An 18,117-nucleotide genomic window follows, 5' to 3' on the forward strand; every position below is an offset into this window, starting at 1 on the left:
CTGCGCGAAGATAGGTCTGGCGTTCGCCTAGTTGGCGAGCCGGCGCAGGAAGGACGGGATTTCCAGGTCTTCCTGGCCCTCGGCCTGCTCCTGCGGGGCCGGAGCCTCGGCAGGCTGGGCGCCACCGCGAGCTGCTGGTCGAGCCGCAGGCGCAGGCGCCGGGGCGTCGTAGCGCGGACGGCTGCCGAACAGGCTCAGAAACCCACCGCTGCGTTGCGGGCGACGGTCCTCGAAGGCGGTGTCGGCGAACAGCGGCTCATCCTCGTCCTCGGCCACGGACGGATCGACGATCCGGGTCATGGGCTGGGACGGCGCAGGCGCGGCGGCCTGGGTGATCTGAGGCTCGACACGTACCGGCGCGTGGGCCGGAGCTGGCGCCGGGCCCGCGGCGTAGAGATCGCCCTGGGCTTCCTGTTCCTCGTCGAAGCTGGCCTTGGGGGCCGGGGTGGGAGCAGGCGCCGGAGCGGCGGCGACCGGAGCGCGGTAGGCCGGGGCCTCGTAGCGCGGAATCGGAGCCTGGGCGGCCGGCGTGGCGTAGATCGAACGCACCGGCTCGGGCGCGGGACTCGGCGGCGGCGTATAGGGCTGGTGCGCCTGTTCGGTGGCCCGCAGCGGCGGCGCGGTCAGCGGACGGCGTTCAACCTTTGGCTCGATGGCGGCGATCGAGGCGCCGTCCATGCCGGTGGCCACGACGGACACCCGGATCATGCCTTCCAGGGTCGGATCGAAGGCGGCGCCGAAGATGATGTTTCCCTCGGGGTCGACCTGTTCGGAGATGGCGTTGGCCGCCTCGTCGACTTCCAGAAGGGTCATGTCGAGACCGCCGGTGACGTTCACCAGCACGGCCTTGGCGCCCTTGAGCGAAACCTCGTCCAGCAGCGGGTTCTGGATGGCGTTCTGGGCGGCCATCAGGGCACGGTCTTCACCCGACGCCTCGCCGGTGCCCATCATCGCCTTGCCCATCTCGGTCATGACCGTGCGGACGTCGGCGAAGTCGAGATTGATCAGGCCCGGCAGCACCATCAGGTCGGTGATGGAACGCACGCCGGAGTGCAGGACCTGGTCGGCCATGCCGAAGGCTTCGGCGAAGGTGGTCCGCTCGTTGGCGACCCGGAACAGGTTCTGGTTCGGAATGACGATCAGGGTGTCGACATAGCGCTGCAGCTCGGCGATGCCGGCGTCCGCCAGCCGCATGCGGTGGCGGCCTTCGAAGTGGAAGGGCTTGGTGACCACGCCGACGGTCAAGATACCCCGCTCACGGGCGCACTTGGCGATGATCGGCGCAGCCCCGGTGCCGGTGCCGCCGCCCATGCCGGCGGTGATGAAGACCATGTGGGCGCCGTCGAGGTGCTCACCGATCTCGGGAATGGATTCTTCGGCGGCGCTCATGCCGACTTCCGGATGGGCGCCGGCTCCGAGGCCCTGCGTCACCTGGACCCCAAGCTGGATGCGCCGGTCGGTCTTGGAGAAGGAAAGCTGCTGGGCGTCTGTGTTGGCGACGACGAACTCGACGCCCTCCAGCCCAGCTTCGATCATGTTGTTGACGGCGTTACCGCCTGCCCCACCGATGCCGAAAACAACGATGCGCGGCTTCAACTCGGTCGCGCGCGGCGCGGAAAGTGCAATAGCCATTGGGACCTCTACGTCCTCCGTCAGTCATGCTGGGAGACAAGGCGACCCGCCCGCCAGGCTCCCTCGACGGATGGCGTTAAGGAAACGCCCACCATCGTTAATTGGCGGTTAACTGCATAAGGCGAGTCGGAGGTCCGTCGAGCCGCTAACCAAGCTAAATTTGTTGGCGCGTAAGGCTTAGGTGAGATTCCACGGCCCGAACTGCGACACCCTGACTCACGAATTTCGTCAAGCCGCTGATCATATTCAAAGAACAGGATCGCGACTCAACTGAGTCGAATGTGAGTCGGCAGGCGATCAAGGGTCGACCTGAGGTCAAAAACCCAAGTTGAGCCTATCTCAGCTTGAGCATGAACCTGTGGATGAACGTCCGGATCGGTGGGCTAGAGGTTCTCGCGCAGCCAGGCGGCCGCCTTGGCGACCGGGTTGGCGCCCGGATCCAGCGGCTCGCGCCGCAGCTTGGCCGAGGCCAGCGCCTTGGCGGAGACCGCCTCACGGGGGCCGAAGGCGTGGCGGTGCAACACCCCGGCCGCCGCGCAGAAGGCGGGCCCGGAGGCGGCGTCAGCAAGGTGGGGCACCCGGCGCGGACGGCCCAGGCGCACCGGGCGGTCGAAGACGCGCACGGCCACTTCCCGGACTCCGGCCAGCTGGCTCGCGCCGCCGGTCAGCACCAGGCCCGCGCCCGGCTCGACCGGGGCGCCCGAAGCCTTCAGCCGGTCGCGGAGCAGTTCGAGGGTCTCTTCCACGCGCGGAGCGATGATGCCCTTCAGCAGCGAACGCGGGGCGATCACCGGGCCCGCGCCCGGATCGTCGCCGCGCGGCGGCGCCTCGATCATCTCGCGGTCCTCATTGGCCGAGGCGATGGCCGAACCGTGCAGGGTCTTGATCCGCTCCGCCCCGGCGATGGATGTCGAAAGCCCCCGGGCGATATCGGCGGTCACGTGGCTACCGCCCACCGGCAAGGTCTCGACGTGGATCAGGCTGCCGCCCGCGAACACCGCCGCCGAGGTTGAGCCGCCTCCCATATCGATGCAGACGGCGCCCAGATCCATCTCGTCCTCTTCCAGGGCGGCCAGGGCCGAGACGAAGGGGGCGGCGACAACACCGTCGAACTGCAGGTGCGCCCGCTCCACGCAGGCGCCCAGGGTCTGGAAGACGGCCTCGGAAACCGACACCACCAGCAGTTCAACCGCCAGCACACGGCCGAACATGGCGCGTGGATCCCGGATGCCCGACTGACTGTCCACGGCCCAGGCGACGGGCAGGATATGGGCGGCGCGGCGGCCCGGCAGCTTGATCTGCGTCAGGGCCTGCTGGATAGCGCGGACCAGATCGTGGTCGGAGATGGCGCGCGCGCCGAGGGTGACGCGGCCCGAAATCCGATGGCTGGTGAGCGCGCCGCCGCCCGTGGCGACCGTGACGCTCTGCACCTGGACGCCGGCCACATTCTCGGCCCGCTCCACGGCCTGGGCGATGGCGTCGGAGGCCTCGTCCAGGTTGACGATGGCGCCGCCGCGCACGCCGCGCGACTGCACATAGCCGACGCCGGCCGCCGTCAGGGTGCGGTCCGAACGGCGCACGCCGTCATGCTTCATGATGAAGCAGCTCACCTTGGACGCGCCAAGGTCCACCGCGGCGATCACCGGCTGGCGGCCAAGCGCGGCCTTCAGCCCCTCGCGGCTCTCCTTGCGGTCCTCAACACGGGTCGCCAACTCGCCTGCCCTCTTCCTTAAACGCCGTTCGCGACGAGTTGCCCGGGAAGGGCCCCGTCGCGCGGCCGCACCGCCACCACGCTCGGATCACGCAGATCGATCCGCTCGAAACCCAGTTCCAGGATGCGCTGGCTCTGATCCAGCTGCTCCAGTTTTATCAGGGCGCCGTCTTCGTCCACCGCCGGCAATTGCACCAGCGAGCCGTCCTTCAGCCGCAGGTCCCAGCGGCGGTTGTCCACCCGCACCAGGGCCTCGATCCGCTCCATCAGGCGCGGGCGGGCCGCGACCTCCGGCAGGATCTGGGCGGCGTATTCATTGGCCCCCTCGCCGACGATCAGCGGCAGGGTGGGAAACTTGTCGGACCGGGCCTCGGGAATGATCCGGCCATGGTCGTCGATCACATGGCTCTGGCCGCCGTGCTGCCAGACGGCCAGTTGCTTGCGCTCGACCACCGCCAGGACCAGCGTGTCGGGCAGCAGGCGCACGATGCGGGCTTCCTTCACCCAGCCCACCGCCTCGATGCGCTGGCGCAGGGCCTCAAGGTCCAGGCCCAGCAGCGGCTGATCCTTGTAGACGCCGGCGGCGGCCAGGATGTCGGCGGTGGCCATGGCCGAGGCGCCCTGGACGTGCACAGCCTTCAGCCGGAAGCCGAGGTGGGCGAACTGGCCGCCCACGCCGCTGTTGATCGATTCGGATAACTTGTGGGCGCGGTCGCCGGTGGCCAGCGTGGCGATGAGCGCGATCACCAGCACACCGGCCGCCCCGATCAGGGCATGTTGTGGAGAGAGGCCGACACCGCGGGCGGCGCCCAGCTTCGCGGGGGCGTACCCCGCAGGCGCCTTGGCCTGGGAGCGAGACTTGGAGCCAGCGGGCTTTCTAGCCCGGGGTTTCGCCGAAACTCGCGATCCCCCCCGCAGCGCCGCGGGCATAAGCGTCCTCCGTGATCCAAAGCACCAGGTTGTCAAAGTCCACGCCCTTCAGCGCCGCTTGCTCGGGGACGAGCGAAGTCGGCGTCATGCCGGGTTGGGTGTTGACCTCTAGAAGGACCAGAATGTCGTTAATGTCGTCATAACGAAGATCAGATCGGGTAACCCCGCGACAACCAAGCGCGGCATGGGCGCGCTCGGCCAGCTCCATGGCTTTCTCCAGGGTTTTCAACGGAATTCGGGCTGGCAGGATGTGCTCCGACCCCCCGTCGCCGTACTTGGCCTCGTAGTCATAAAAACCCGATTTGGGCACAATGTCGGTGACGGTCAGGGCCTTGCCGTCCATCACGGCCACGGCGAGCTCCTTGCCGCGGATATAGGGCTCGATCATCACCTCTTCGCCGAAGGTCCATTCGGGCGAGATGATGTCCTGCGGTGGCCGGTTGGCGCCGTCCAGGACGATGAAGACGCCGACGGAGGACCCCTCCGCATTGGGCTTCACCACATAGGGCGGCGGCATCACATGTTCGGCGGCGGCCTCGAAGCGGTTGAACAGCCCCCCGCCGGGCACGGTCACCCCGGCGGCGGCCAGCACCGCCTTGGACTTGGCCTTGTCCATGGCCAGGGCCGAGGCCAGCACGCCCGAGTGGGTGTAGGGCAGGTTCAGGGTCTCCAGCACCCCTTGCACGCAGCCGTCCTCCCCCCACTCCCCGTGCAGGGCGTTGAAGCAGACGTCGGGCTTCAGCTTGGTGAGCACCTGGGCCAGGTCGCGGCCGGCGTCCACGCGGGTGACCTTGGCGCCGAGGCGCTCCAGGGCGTCGCCGCACTCGCGGCCCGAGACCAGGCTGACGTCACGTTCGGAGGACAGGCCGCCCAGCAGCAGGGCGACATGGCGGCCGGAAAGGGGTTGGCTCACTTGGCCTCCGTGGCGAGCTTGCGGAAATCGATGTCGCTGTCGGCGACGGTGTAGAGGAAGGCTGTCCAGACCGCCACGTTCTGCGCCAGCTCCCTGGGGTCAATCTTGTCCAGGGTGTCGTCCTGGGCGTGGTGCAGGTCGAAGTAGCGGCTGGCGTCCTGGCGCAGATCAACCACCGGCGCCCCGAGGCGCACCATTGGCCCCACGTCGGCCCCGCCCGAGCGGCTGTCGGTGCGCGAGACGATGACCTTCAGGGGCGCCACCGCCTTGGCGAAGGCGGCCATCTCCGCGGTGGCGCGGCTACCCTTGGGCAGGTCGGCCGACCAGATGGCGCCGGCCCCGCTGTCGCTCTCGCCCACCAGCACGATCTTGCCGATCTCGTCCTTGTGAGCCGCGGCATAGGCCGTGCCGCTGCCGCCCTGCTCCTCGGAGCCGAACATCACCACGCGGATCGTCCGGCGCGGCCCCTTGGGCAGCCCCGCGATCACCTTGGCCGCACCGGTCACGATGGCCACGCCGGCGGCGTCGTCCACGGCGCCCGTGCCGACGTCCCAGCTGTCCAGGTGGCCGCCGATCACCAGCACCTCGTCGGGCTTCTCGCGGCCGACGATCTCGCCGGATATGTTCCAGGCCTGGGCCTTGGGATTGAAGCTCGAGGCCATCTCCAGCCGCACCTTCACCGGCTTGCCGCGGGCGGCCATGCGGTCCAGCAGCTCGGCGTCGACGGTGGAAAGGGCCGCGGCCGGGATGCCAGCGGGGCTGGCCCCGCCGGTGTGCGGCAGCCGGGTGTCGTCGGTGGAGAGCGAGCGGACCAGATAGCCCACGGCCCCGCGCTTGGCGGCCTCGAGCGCGCCGGAGGTGCGCTGGGCGTTGACGGCGCCGTAGCCGGAACCGTCCTGGGTGCGGGTCATCGGCTGGGTGACCACGGCGATCTTGCCGGCGAGCGATCCCACCGGGCGGGCCAGCAGGTCGGCATAGGTGGAGAAAACCACGATCTCGGCCTCCAGGCCGCCGGGCGGGGTCGGCGAGGAGCCGCCCAGGCCCAGGATGTGCAGCGGCTGCGGCCAGGGCGACAGCACCGAGGCGCTCTCTGGCCCCCGCGACCAGGCGCCGGTCTCGAAGCTCTCGACCTTCACATTGGAAAAGCCCAGGCGCTTGAAGGTCTCGACGCTCCAGTCCTTGGCCCGGGCCATGGCCGGCGAGCCCACCGGGCGGGCGCCGACCTCGGTGGTCAGGCTCTCCAGGACGTCCCAGGCGGTGGGGTCGGCCAGGGCCTTGTCGCGCAGGCTGGCGGCCGTGGCGGCGAGGTCGGCGGCCTGGGCCGGGAGGGCGGTGAGCAGGGCGACCGAGGCGGCCGCGATCAGCAGGGTTCTCATGCCTCGGCGGTGCGACAGGTGGGGCGGAGAGTCAAGCCGGGCGCCCCGCAACACATGTTGGTCGGCCTGGAGGGAGGAGACAGCCTTCTACGCACCGTCCGGCGACCGTCAGGCGTTGTGGCGCAAGGGGTTGGGGCCGCCACGGCGCGCCGACGAAGGCCGACATGTGACCGTCAGGGTGTCACGCTTCCACGCCCGTCAGGACCTCAGGAAGGCTTGGACGGCCGCCAGATAGTCGGGGAAGTTCTCCCGGCGGGTGTTGTGGCCGGCGCCCGCGATCTCCACCGTCACGATGTTGGAGTTGAGCGCGCGGGCCTCCTCCGCGATCGCCGGGCTGACCAGGCCGGCTTGCGCGCTGACGCCGTGGACCAGCAGGGTGGGCGCGGTGATCGCCGTGAGGGTCTCCTGCCAGGGCCGGCTGTAGACCGGCATGGCCTGCGGATCGACCTGGTGCTTGGCCGCCGCCCAGGCGGGGAAATCGTCGTCATGCCAAAGCGGCGACTGCGCCCTGCCCATGGCGATCAGCTCGGGCTCCGACATCGCGCGAAAGCCCTCCACCTGCTGGCGGAACTTCCCGGCGCGCCGTTCGGCCGCCGCGGCGTCGATCAGCGGCAGGAAGGGCGGATCCTCCAGGACGACCTTCGACACCTTGTCCGGATGGGCGTTGGCATAGGCCGCCGTGGCGCGGGCGCCGACCGAGTGGCCCATGACGATCGGGCGGACCAGGCCCAGTTGCTGAATCGCCTGGGCGATATCCTGCGCCGGGTCATGGCCGCCAGCCGGGATCGGGGAGCTGTCGCCGTGGCCGCGGGCGTCCAGCATGATGATGTCGAACTCGGGCGCCAGGCCCTCGGCCAGCCGCCGCCAGCACAGGCCGTTGTCGGTCAGGCCGTGGGACAGGACCACCACCGGCCCCTCCCCGCCTGTCCGGTGATAGGCCAGATGGCCGCCGGAGACCTCGACCCGACCCGAGGCCCAGGCGCTCACCAGGCGTAGGCCTCGGGCGCCGGACCCACGGCCGGGAAGATGGCGTCGATCTTCGCCAGCACCTCGGCGCCCAGCTGGATATCGGGCGCGTGCAGCACCGAGGTCAGTTGCTCCAGGCTGCCCGGCCCGATGATCGCCGAGGTCATCCCCGGCTGATGCAGCAGCCAGGCGAGCGCCACCGCGCTCTGCGTCTCCCCCAGATCGGCGCAGAGGCCGGCGAAGCGGGAGAGCTGGTCGGCCCGGGCGGCGGCGGCGCGTTTCATGTCGTCGGTCTGGCGGCGTCCGGTCTCGGCGGCGGCCTTGCCGGCCAGCAGGCCGCCGGCCAGGGGGCTCCAGGCGATGACCCCCACCCCGTACTCGCGGCAGGCGGGCAGCACCTCCAGCTCGGCGCGGCGTTCGATCAGGTTGTAAAGGCTCTGCTCCGAGACCAGACCCAGGCGGCTCCCGGCCTTCTCGTTGAGCTGGGCGATCTTCCAGCCGGGGAAGTTGCTGGAGCCGACATAGGTGATCTTGCCCTGGGCGATCAGCCGGTCCATCGCCTGCCAGATCTCCTCCGCCGGCGCCAAACGGTCGATGTGGTGCATCTGGTAGAGATCGATGTGGTCGACCTGCAGCCGCTTCAGGCTGGCGTCGCAGGCCATCTGGATGTGGCGCGCCGACAGGCCCCGGTCGTTGATGTCGTCGGACATCGGCTCATGGACCTTGGTGGCCAGCACGATCCGGTCGCGGCGGCCCCGGTCCTGGGCCAGCCACTTGCCCAGGATCGTCTCGGTGGTCCCGACGCCGAGGCGGCCGCCGTACTGGTTGGCGGTGTCGATGAAGTTGATCCCCGCCTCCACCGCCGCGCTGAGGATCGCGGCGGACTCCGCCGGCGAGCTGCGCGGGCCGAAGTTCATGGTGCCGAGGCAGAGCTGACTGACCTTCAGGGCCGAGCGGCCAAGCTGGCGATAGTTCATGGCGCCCGCAGGGTAGGGCCGGTGACCAGGGTCTCGCTGGAGTCGGCGACACAGTGCCGGACCAGCTTCTGAGCCTGCTCCGACAGCTTGCGATAGTCGGCGTAGCTGATGCCCGGCACGATCGGCTCGCGGAACCAGGGGGCGTAGAATTCCAGGTTGGGGATCGCCCGCATGTGGTCGGAGACGTTGGGGGTGCCGCCGTGCCAGGCCCGCACGTCGCGGACCATGATGGCGCCGGCCGGCGCCGGGCAGACGGTGCTGAGCCGCATCCACTCCGGCTCATCCTCCAGGCGCGGGATGCGCACGCGCGAATGCTGGGTGCCGGGGATCTGGCGGGTCGGTCCGTTCAGCTTGGTGACGTCCTGGGGCAGGAAGTTCACGCAGAGATAGGGGCAAGGGAGGTCGCGTATCGTCACCTGGCCGCGCGGGTCGTGATAGGCGCTGAAGGGGGTGCGCCCGCCCGGCCGCCAGTCGTTCACGTCGGAATGCAGCGGCTGGTACTCCACCGCGCCCGGCAGGCAGAAGTCGCCGCTGGCGGCGCGCAGCACGTAGTCGGGGCTCTCGAAGATGGCGGTGACGATCTCGGTCACCGCCGGGATTTCCAGCAGCATCTGCCACTCGGGGCGGTGCAGCTGGCTGCGGGTCAGGCTGCTGCCGCCGAAGGAGTAGCGGTGCGAGCCGCGATTGCCGGCGCGGTCGCCGTCGAGGCTGAGGATCTCGCGGGCCACGGCGTTGCAGCCCTCGGCCAGGAACCCCGTCTGTTCGTCGTTCAGCACATTGGCGATCACCACGAAGCCGTCGCGGCGGAACAGGTTCACCGCGTGCTCGGTGTCGCCGGGCTCCAGGATATCCAGGCCACGGATGCCGTTGTTGGCCTCGAGATAGCTGCGCAGGGCGAGGATTTCCGGGGTGTCCATCTCTCGATGGGTCCAGGCTTCGGGCTGAATGGGCTTGTTCATCTCGGACATCTCCACCCTGGTCGCCGGCCTGGGGCCGATCTCGTAGGCCGCGATCATCGCGGGCGCCGCTACGGTAGGCAATAGTATGTTTTAATGCGCAGCTTCGGCTGCAGGACGCCCGGCCTGACGACGGCTGGATCCGCATCGAATTCCAGGGGCGACCGGAATTCCGAAATACGGCCGGCTATGCACCCTTCGTCATCCCCGGGCTTGTCCCGGGGACCCATGATCTCCGGCGCGACACAGGTCGTGCGGCGCGGGATCCTTGCTGAACTTCGGAGATCATGGGTGGCCGGGACAAGCCCGGCCATGACGAGCTGAGATTATGAGCTGGCGGCGGAAACGTCCGTTTCCGGTCAGCCCTTCAATGGCCGCTCACGACCCGTTGCGGAAGTTGCCGCAGTTGCCCCTGTCCGGCATCCTCTGTGGATGAACCAACTTTCGCCCGCGTTCACTTGGAACGACATCGTTGAAGCCGTGGAAGATGCCCCTTCGCATCTCCGACCGGGCAGTCGGGCTTGGATCGTTGGAATCTCCTCCCCGAGCGAGCGATCCGGGTCTTACTTGGCAGAGCATCCGGCAGGGTATGTTTACACTATCGAGTTTGAGGATGGTTCGTCCGTCGACGCGCCGGAGGCCGGATTGAAGCTGCACGACAAGGGCAGCTAACCACCCTTCTCAGACATCGCCAGAGTCCGGTTTGGGGCGATCTCGGGGTTACGGTGACACTGTAGAAATCCAATGTCCCTAACGCGCCTCGCTCCGGCCACGGGGCTCCGAGCGGAAAGCATTCCCCGACGATGGGACTGAGCGGTGTCATACAGTGTCACCGTAACTTCACCCTTGCCAGCCGTTGGCGGCGCCCCTCCCGCAAGGTGGTCGATCATTGAAGATCGACGGACTCAGTGGTCGGAACTAGGCTTTGCACATGCTGCTCAAGGTCTTGCGTGTCGCCGTTTCCCTGCTGGCCATCACAATCGTCGGGTGGGGCACGATCGCGGTTGCGGCCGAGGTGATCAGCCGGTCCAAGCCGCCGCGGGGCCGGATGGTCGACGTGGGCGGGCACGAACTGCGGCTGGTCTGTGAAGGCCCCAAGTCCGAACGTCCGGTCGTCTGGATGGAGGCCGGCGCGTTCAGCGGGGCTGCGGATTTCGCGGCGATCCAGCAGAAGCTGACCGCCAAAGGCTACCGCTCCTGCGCCTACGACCGGGCCGGCATGGGGTATTCGCAGGCGGGTCCCCGGCCGCGCGATGGGAACGCCATCGTCGGCGACCTTAAGGGCTTGATGGCCGCTTCGGGAGAGGCCGGACCCTATGTGCTGATGGGGCACTCCATGGCCGGCCTGTATCTGCACCAGTTCGCGGCGCAGAATCCCGATCAGGTGGTCGGGCTGGTGCTGCTGGACGCGGTGACGCCAGAGCTTTTGCAGGCGCCCGGGGTCGGGGGGTTCGCCGATCGGATGCACGACATCGCGCGGCTGGGATCGGTCGCCGGAACGCTTGGCCTGACCAAGCCGCTCTACTGGTGGGGCGACCGCATCGGCCTGCCGCCACGGGGCAAGGCGGAGAAACGGCGCGGCTTTGTTTCCGGCCGCCAGAGCCGCACGGCCTACGCCGAGGTGCAGATGTGGCGCACCGCGGGCGAGCAGGCCGCGGCGGCAGGTTCCCTATCCCCCCAGTGGCCGGTTGCGGTGATCACCGCCGGGCCGTCAGCCAGGGGCTCGGCCTGGGGCGAACTGCGCCAGGCGCCGGCGCGGCGGTCCGCCGCGCCCATGGTCGAAGCGATCGCCGGCGCGAACCACAGGACCATGCTGGGGCTGGTCCACGGCGACCGTGCGGTAGCGGGCGTGGAGCATGTGGTGAAGGCGGAACGCCGAAGCTCCGGCAATCCCTGAAGTGCCGGGGTTACGGTGACACTGTATGAAGTACACTGTCCCTAACGCGCCTCGCTCCGGCCACGCGGCTCCAAGCGGAAAGCATTCCCCGACGATGGGGCTGAGCGATCAGTGTCACTGTAACTCCCACTCGAATCTGGGGAATGGTGCTCCGCTCCCGTATTTGCGGCGGGTGTGTCTAGGCTGCGTCAACGATCTCCAACGCACCGTCTTCCGAAAGCACCGCCCCGCAGGTGAACCCAAGACGGCGCCAGAACGCAACCGGGTCCAGGGAGAGTTGGGCGCTGAGCCAAAGGCTGATGATCCGTCCGTGAGCGACCACCACCTTGGTCCCCTGCCCCACCGCAGCAATACGCGTCATGGCCCTGGCGAAACGTTCTCGGGCCGCTGCGCCGGTCTCCTCCCCGACGACCAGCCGGTCCGGCTCGCGCAAGGCCTGCTCGATCAGCGCCTCGATCTCAGCCTGGGAGACGAAGGGATTGTGGTCGGCCCGATGCTCGGCAAGGTCAAGGTCGGTGCGCACCGGCAGGCCCAGGACTTCGGCCATGGCGGCGGCCGTGTCGTGGGCCTTGCGTTCGGGACTGGCGAACAGGAATTGCGGGTCGAACCCGGTCAGCTTGCCCGCGAGCCGGGAGGCCGCCGCGCGGCCCTCGTCCGACAACGCCCACAGGGAACGCGGCACGTCGGGCACGATGGCCGGCTGGCCGTGCTTGACCAGGATCAGGGCCGGCCGATGCGTTTGATTTCCCATTCCAGTTCGATCCCGGTCTTGGCCTTCACGTCGGCCCGAACCGCCTCGCCGAGCCCCTCCAGGTCGGCGGCGGTGGCTTCACCCGTATTGATCAGGAAGTTGGCGTGCAGGGGCGAGAACATCGCGCCCCCGAAAGGTTTGCCGCGCCAGCCGGCCTCGTCCACCAGCTTCCAGGAGGAGTGGCCGGGGGGGTTCTTGAAGGTGGAGCCGCCGGTCTTTTCGCGGATCGGCTGGGTGGTCTCGCGGCGCGCGGTGATCTCGGCCATGCGGGCCTCGACGGCGGCGGGGTCGTCGGGCGTCCCCTCGAACAGCGCCCCGGTGAAGATCAGGCCGCCCGCCGCCGCCTTGGCAGACTTGCGGTAGGAAAAGCCCATCTCGGCGTTGGAGAAGGTCTTGCGCTCACCGGCCCGCGTCACCGCATAGGCCTCGACGAGCACGTCCTTGGTCTCGGCGCCGTAGCAGCCGGCGTTCATCATCGCCGCGCCGCCGATGGAGCCCGGCACGCCGCGATAGAACTCCAGGCCCGCGATCCCGGCCTTGCCCGCCTCGCGAGCCACCATGGCGTCCAAAGCCGCGGCGCCGGCATAGATGCGGTTGTCGCCGCGCGGTTCGATCTTACCGAAACTTCGTCCCGCCAGGCGGATCACCACGCCCTCGACCCCGCCGTCGCGGACCAGGGTGTTGGAGCCGACGCCGAGCACGGTCACCGGCACGGCGGGGTCCAGGCCGCGCAGGAAGTCGGCCAGGTCGTCCTCGTCCTGCGGCAGGAACAGCAGCTCGGCCGGGCCGCCGACCCGGAACCAGGTGAAGGGGGCCAGCGGCTCGTCGGCCAGCAGCCTGCCGCGCACCTTGGGGAGGGTGTCGCGCCAGCTCACTTGGCGGCCAGGGCCTCAAGCTGGGCCGGCAGGGCGTAGGCCCAGCTGGTGATGTCGCCTGCGCCGAGGCAGACCACCAGGTCGCCGGGTCGGGCTTCGTCGGCGATGAGGCGGGCCAGGACCGCCGGACTCTCCAGGGGCACGGCGCGGCGGTGGCCGAAGCGGCGCAGGCCGTCCACCAGACCGTCGCGGTCCGCGCCGGCGATGGGGCTCTCGCCGGCGGTATAGACGTCGGAGACGATCACCACGTCGGCGTCGTTGAAGCAGCCGCAGAACTCCGGGAACAGGTCGTGCAGGCGCGAATAGCGGTGCGGCTGCACCACGGCGATCACCCGGCCGTTGGTGACCGCGCGGGCCGCCTTCAGCACCGCGGAAATCTCCACCGGATGGTGGCCGTAGTCATCGATGATGCGGATGCCGGCGACCTCGCCCACCGTGGTGAACCGGCGGCCCACCCCGCCGAAGGTGGTCAGGCCCTTGCGGATGTCGGCCTCCGACACCCCCAGCTCGCGGGCGATGGCGATGGCGCCGAGCGCATTCATGACGTTGTGGTGGCCGGCCATCGGCAGGTGCAGGTCGTCCCAGCGCATCGGCTCGCCGTCGCGCGGCGCGATGACGGCGTCGAAGCGCGAGCCGTCGGGGCCCATGCTGATCTTCTCGGCGCGGACCTCGGCCTGGGGGTTGGTGCCGTAGGCGATCAGGCGGCGGTTGACGACCTTGGCGGCCATGGCCTGGACGTCGGGGTGGTCGGTGCAGACCGCGGCGAAGCCGTAGAAGGGCACGTTCTCCACGAAGTCCTGGAAGGCCTTCTTCACCGCGTCGAAGTCGCCGTAATAGTCCAGGTGCTCGGGGTCGATATTGGTGACGATGGCGCAGGTGGACTTCAGCTTCAGGAAGGTGCCGTCGCTCTCGTCGGCCTCCACCACGATCCACTCGCCCTCACCCACCTTGGCGTTGGTGCCGTAGGCGTTGATGATCCCGCCATTGACCACGGTGGGGTCCATGCCGCCGGCGTCCAGCAGGGCGGCCACCAGGGAGGTGGTGGTGGTCTTGCCGTGGGTGCCGCCGACGGCGACGGAGAACTGAAGACGGGTCAGCTCGGCGAGCATCTCGCCGCGATGCACCAGGGGCAGGCGCCGGGCGCGGGCGGCGAGCATCTCGGGGTTATCGGCCTTGATGGCGGTGGAATAGACGATGGCCGAGGCGCCCTCGATATTGGCCGCGCCCTGGCCGATGAACACCTTGATCCCCAGCTTCTCCAGCCGCTCGGTATTGGCGCTGGCCTTGGCGTCGGAGCCCTGCACGCTGTAGCCGATGCGCCGCATGATCTCGGCGATGCCGCTCATGCCGATCCCGCCGATGCCGATGAAGTGCACGGGGCCGACGGGGAACGGGACGGGACGGCGATTCATCGGTTCACTTCCCGGCTGCGGTCTTCTCGACCAGGTCGGCCAGACGCTCGGCGGCGTCGGGCTTGGCGATGGAGCGGGCGCCGGCGGCCATGCGGGCCAGGCGCTCGGGATTGGTCAGCAGCTTTTCCAGGGCGTTGGCCATGGAGTCGACGGTGAGCTGGTGCTCGCGGGCCATCTGGGCGCCGTGGGCGTCGACCATCACCTGGGCGTTCTGGCCCTGGTCGTCGTCCAGCGCGATGGCCAGCGGCACCAGGATGGCGGGTTTGCCGGCGATGGCGAACTCGCAGACCGTGCCCGCCCCGGCCCGTCCGATCACCAGGTGGGCGTCCTTCAGCCGGCCGGCCATGTCGCGGAAGAAGGGGGCGATCTCGGCCTCCACCATGGCGTCGGCATAGACGCGGCGGGCCTGGTCCATGTTCTCGGCGCGGGTCTGCTGCTGCACCTTCAGGCGCACGCGCAGGGCCTCGGGCAGCTTGAGGATGGCCTCGGGCATCAGCTCCGAGAGCAGCCGCGCGCCCTGACTGCCGCCGGTGATCAACAGGCGGATCGGGCCGTCCGGCTCCGGCGGCGTGTAGGGCAGATCAAAGAGGGCGCGGATCTCCGGGCGGACCGGATTTCCCACCACGACGGCGCTCTGGGCGATCCTGGGCGGGGCCTTCTGCAGCATCGGGAAGGCGCAGGCCACCGCCTTCACATGGCCCACCAGCCGGCGGTTGGCGCGGCCCATCACCGAGTTCTGCTCGTGCATCACCGTCGGCAGGTTGAGCGTGATCCCGGCCAGCAGGCCCGGCACCGAGGGATAGCCGCCAAAGCCCACCACCACGTCGGGCCGGATGCGCCGGAAGGCGGCGCGGGCCTGCATGACGCCGCGCAGGATGGAAAGGCCGGCCAGGGCCATGCCGACGGGGTCGCGGGGCTTGTAGGTGCGGGCCGACAGCCCGATGCGCTCCTCGGCCGGGAAGCTCTCGGCGAAGGCGGCCACCCGCTCGTCGCTGGCCAGCACGATGCGCCAGCCGCGGGCGATCAGGGCCTCTGAAAGGGCCTGGGCGGGGAAGAGGTGTCCCCCGGTGCCTCCGGCGGCGACGACGGCGATCTTGCGCATGGATGCGCTTTAGGCGAAGGCCGCGGACTTGGCGAGGCCCTCGCCCTGGGAATAGGCGCCCGGCCGTCGCCTCGTCAGCGCCAACGCAAGTCCAAGCGTCAGGCAGATTGCCAGCATCGAGGAGCCGCCATAGGAGATGAACGGCAGGGTCATGCCCTTGGTGGGGATCAGGTTGAGGTTCACCGCCACATTGATGAACACCTGTTCGCCCACCAGCACGAAGAGGCCCGCGGCCGCCACCTGCTGGAAGGGGTCGGTGAGCTTCATGGCCTTGTAGAGCCCGCGGATCACGATGAAGCCGAACAGGGCGATGAGCATCAGCGAGAAGATCAGGCCGTACTCCTCGGCCGCCACCGAATAGATGAAGTCGGTATGCAGGTCGGGCACGTGGCGCTTCATGACGCCCTCACCCGGGCCGCGCCCGAACAGGCTGCCCGCCGCGATCGCCTCGGCCGCCCGGTCCACCTGGTGGGTGTCGGCCCGGTCGGGGCTTAGGAAGCGGTCCACGCGGCTGGCCACGTGGGGGAACAGGAAGTAGGTCGACGACAGGCCCGCCAGCGCCGTCCCGCCCAGCAGCATCACCCAGGACAGCGGCACGCCGGCCATCCAGAAGGCGGCCCCGAAGGCCACGGTGATCAGCACCGTCTGGCCCACATCGGGCTGGACCAGCAGCAGGCCCACCGACAGCAGGTAGAGGCCAAAGGCGATGGTGACGCCGGGCACGCCCTCACCCTTCTGGCCCTCGGCGAACATCCAGGAGACCAGGATGATCAGGGCCGGCTTCATGAATTCCGAGGGCTGCAGGGTGAACCCCGCGAACTCCACCCAGCGGGTCGCGCCCTTGGCGCTGTGACCGATGAACGGCAGGATCATCATCACCAGGATCGCGGCGATGTAGATGAAGAAGGCCGCCCGCCGGACGCCCTTGGTGTCCAGCATCGAGGTAGAGATCAGGATCACGGCGCCCGCCGCGGCAAACACGCACTGACGCACCGCGAAGTGGAAGGGGTCGCCGATGTTCATCCGCGCGGCGGCCGAGGGGCTGGCGGCGAAGGACATCAGCACGCCCAGGATGATCAGCACGCCGACGGCGCCCAGCATCCAGCGGTCGATGGTCCACCACCAGACCCCCACCGGCGTGCGGTCGCTGCGGGCGAAGGCGTGGGCCTGCTGCGAGGGCGCGATCATGCGCGGGCTCCCTTGGCCGCGGGCGCGGTCAGTCCCTGGACGGCGGCGCGGAACGCCTCGCCCCGGGCCTCGAAGTCGGCGAACTGGTCGAAGGAGGCGCAGGCCGGCGACAGCAGCACCACGGCGTCCTGCCCCTTGGCGGCGGCGTCGGCATAGGCCTTGGCCACGGCGGTTTCCATGGTCCCGCAGGCGACCGTCTGGGCCTTGCCCTTCAGGGTCTCCTCAAAGGCCTCGGTGGCCTCGCCGATCAGGTAGGCCTTCTCGATCTTGGGGAACAGGTCGACCAGGGCGTCGATGCCGCCGGTCTTCGGCTGGCCGCCGGCGATCCAGTAGAATTTCGGATAGCTCGACATCGCCTGGCGGGCGGCGTCGGTGTTGGTGGCCTTGCTGTCGTTGACGAAGCGCACGCGTCCGACCTGGCCCACGGTCTCCATCCGGTGCGCCAGGCCCGGGAAGCTCATCAGCCCCTCGGCGGCCTCCTCAGCGGTGATCCCCAGGCCGCGGGCGGCGGAATAGGCGGCCGCCGCGTTCTGCCAGTTGTGCCGGCCCGGCAGGGAGCGGGCCCGTAGCAGGTCGGCGACTTCCACCGCGCGCTCGCCGGTGGCGTCGTAGAGCAGGCCCTGCAGGACGTAGACCCCGCGGCCCATGGCCTTGGACGCCGAGATCGGCACGATGGTGCGGCGGTTGGCGGCGGTGATCTCGGTGCAGATGCGCTGCCCCCAGGGATCGTCCACGCCGATGACGGCAGTGTCGCCCTTGCCCTGGTTCAGCAGGATGCGGCGCTTGGCGGCGACATAGCCCTCCATGCCGCCGTGACGCTCCAGATGGTCGGGGGAGACGTTCAGCAGGATGGCGACATCGGGCTTCAGGCTGGTGGTCAGGTCGAGCTGGTAGGAGCTCATCTCCAGAACGTAGACGGCCCCGCCGTGCATGTCCTCGAGGTCCAGGACTCCCACGCCGATGTTCCCTCCAACACGCGTGTCGCGGCCCGCCGAGGCGCAGATGTGGCCGATCAGGGCGGTGGTGGTGGACTTGCCGTTGGTGCCGGTGATGGCGACGATCTTCGGGCGCTTGTGCTCGGGCGCGGCGTTCACGGTGCGGGCGAACAGCTCCATGTCGCCAACGATCTCGACGCCGTGTTCCTTGGCCTTGGTGACGGTCCAGTGCGGTTCGGGATGGGTCAGCGGCACGCCGGGCGACAGCATCAGGGCCGCGAACTCGCTCCAGTCGGCGGTGGTCAGGTCCACCAGCGGCAGGCCCTGCGCCTGGGCGGCGGCGCGGCCCTCGGGACGCTCGTCCCATAGGGCCACCCGGGCGCCGCCGGCCAGCAGGGCGCGCGCGGCGGCCAGACCCGTGCGGGCCAGGCCGAACACGGCGACCGTCTTGCCTTCGAAGCCGCGGACCGGGATCATGACTGGCTCAAGCCCTCCC

At 69.4% G+C, this 18,117-nt stretch carries 15 protein-coding genes; 1 reads left to right on the plus strand and 14 read right to left on the minus strand.

Going from position 1 to position 18,117, the window contains the following annotated elements:
* Positions 1 to 27: 27 nt before the first annotated feature.
* From ftsZ to Q7J39_RS06060, 8 genes are all read right to left on the minus strand, one after another.
* Positions 28 to 1,632, minus strand: coding sequence for a cell division protein FtsZ (gene ftsZ, locus Q7J39_RS06025; protein WP_304821449.1), 1,605 nt, complete (start codon positions 1,630 to 1,632; stop codon positions 28 to 30).
* 383 nt (positions 1,633 to 2,015) lie between these two features.
* On the minus strand, positions 2,016 to 3,227 hold the full coding sequence (gene ftsA, locus Q7J39_RS06030) for a cell division protein FtsA (RefSeq protein ID WP_370690001.1): 1,212 nt from the start codon (positions 3,225 to 3,227) through the stop codon (positions 2,016 to 2,018).
* A gap of 134 nt (positions 3,228 to 3,361) precedes the next feature.
* A complete protein-coding gene (locus tag Q7J39_RS06035) occupies positions 3,362 to 4,090 on the minus strand; it encodes a cell division protein FtsQ/DivIB (RefSeq protein WP_370689998.1) in 729 nt (242 codons plus the stop codon).
* Positions 4,091 to 4,220: 130 nt separating this feature from the next.
* Positions 4,221 to 5,186: a D-alanine--D-alanine ligase gene (locus Q7J39_RS06040; RefSeq protein WP_304821453.1), complete on the minus strand. Its 966-nt coding sequence runs from the start codon at positions 5,184 to 5,186 to the stop codon at positions 4,221 to 4,223.
* Entirely contained in the window at positions 5,183 to 6,562 is a 1,380-nt protein-coding gene (locus Q7J39_RS06045) for a M20/M25/M40 family metallo-hydrolase (RefSeq protein WP_304821455.1), read from the minus strand. Before Q7J39_RS06045 ends, Q7J39_RS06040 begins: the two co-directional genes overlap by 4 nt.
* A gap of 198 nt (positions 6,563 to 6,760) precedes the next feature.
* The gene (locus Q7J39_RS06050; RefSeq protein ID WP_304821457.1) at positions 6,761 to 7,549 is read right to left on the minus strand and encodes an alpha/beta fold hydrolase; all 789 of its coding nucleotides are present in this window, start codon (positions 7,547 to 7,549) and stop codon (positions 6,761 to 6,763) included.
* Positions 7,546 to 8,505, minus strand: a complete 960-nt coding sequence (locus Q7J39_RS06055) for an aldo/keto reductase (RefSeq protein WP_304821459.1) — start codon at positions 8,503 to 8,505, stop codon at positions 7,546 to 7,548. Before Q7J39_RS06055 ends, Q7J39_RS06050 begins: the two co-directional genes overlap by 4 nt.
* Complete coding sequence (locus Q7J39_RS06060) at positions 8,502 to 9,464, minus strand: phytanoyl-CoA dioxygenase family protein (RefSeq protein WP_304821461.1); 963 nt, start codon at positions 9,462 to 9,464, stop codon at positions 8,502 to 8,504. The genes Q7J39_RS06055 and Q7J39_RS06060 overlap by 4 nt, the downstream gene beginning before the upstream one ends.
* A 928-nt stretch (positions 9,465 to 10,392) precedes the next feature.
* Between Q7J39_RS06060 and Q7J39_RS06065 the strand changes: the two genes are divergently transcribed.
* Positions 10,393 to 11,358 (plus strand): alpha/beta fold hydrolase, encoded by a 966-nt coding sequence (locus tag Q7J39_RS06065; RefSeq protein WP_304821463.1) that lies wholly within the window; start codon positions 10,393 to 10,395, stop codon positions 11,356 to 11,358.
* 178 nt (positions 11,359 to 11,536) lie between these two features.
* Here the strand turns inward: Q7J39_RS06065 and Q7J39_RS06070 are convergent, their stop codons facing one another.
* The 6 genes from Q7J39_RS06070 to murD are packed head-to-tail and all read right to left on the minus strand — an operon-like array spanning position 11,537 to position 18,098.
* Positions 11,537 to 12,109, minus strand: coding sequence for a histidine phosphatase family protein (locus Q7J39_RS06070; protein WP_304821465.1), 573 nt, complete (start codon positions 12,107 to 12,109; stop codon positions 11,537 to 11,539).
* Positions 12,079 to 12,984 (minus strand): UDP-N-acetylmuramate dehydrogenase, encoded by a 906-nt coding sequence (gene murB, locus Q7J39_RS06075; protein WP_304821467.1) that lies wholly within the window; start codon positions 12,982 to 12,984, stop codon positions 12,079 to 12,081. The genes Q7J39_RS06070 and murB overlap by 31 nt, the downstream gene beginning before the upstream one ends.
* A complete protein-coding gene (gene murC, locus Q7J39_RS06080) occupies positions 12,981 to 14,396 on the minus strand; it encodes a UDP-N-acetylmuramate--L-alanine ligase (RefSeq protein ID WP_304821469.1) in 1,416 nt (471 codons plus the stop codon). The genes murB and murC overlap by 4 nt, the downstream gene beginning before the upstream one ends.
* A gap of 4 nt (positions 14,397 to 14,400) precedes the next feature.
* Entirely contained in the window at positions 14,401 to 15,498 is a 1,098-nt protein-coding gene (murG, locus tag Q7J39_RS06085) for an undecaprenyldiphospho-muramoylpentapeptide beta-N-acetylglucosaminyltransferase (RefSeq protein ID WP_304821471.1), read from the minus strand.
* 9 nt (positions 15,499 to 15,507) lie between these two features.
* The gene (gene ftsW, locus Q7J39_RS06090; RefSeq protein ID WP_304821473.1) at positions 15,508 to 16,686 is read right to left on the minus strand and encodes a putative lipid II flippase FtsW; all 1,179 of its coding nucleotides are present in this window, start codon (positions 16,684 to 16,686) and stop codon (positions 15,508 to 15,510) included.
* The gene (murD, locus tag Q7J39_RS06095; protein ID WP_304821475.1) at positions 16,683 to 18,098 is read right to left on the minus strand and encodes a UDP-N-acetylmuramoyl-L-alanine--D-glutamate ligase; all 1,416 of its coding nucleotides are present in this window, start codon (positions 18,096 to 18,098) and stop codon (positions 16,683 to 16,685) included. Before murD ends, ftsW begins: the two co-directional genes overlap by 4 nt.
* Between the last annotated feature and the right edge of the window lie 19 nt (positions 18,099 to 18,117).

The organism is Phenylobacterium sp., assembly GCF_030651185.1.
Classification (GTDB): domain Bacteria; phylum Pseudomonadota; class Alphaproteobacteria; order Caulobacterales; family Caulobacteraceae; genus Phenylobacterium.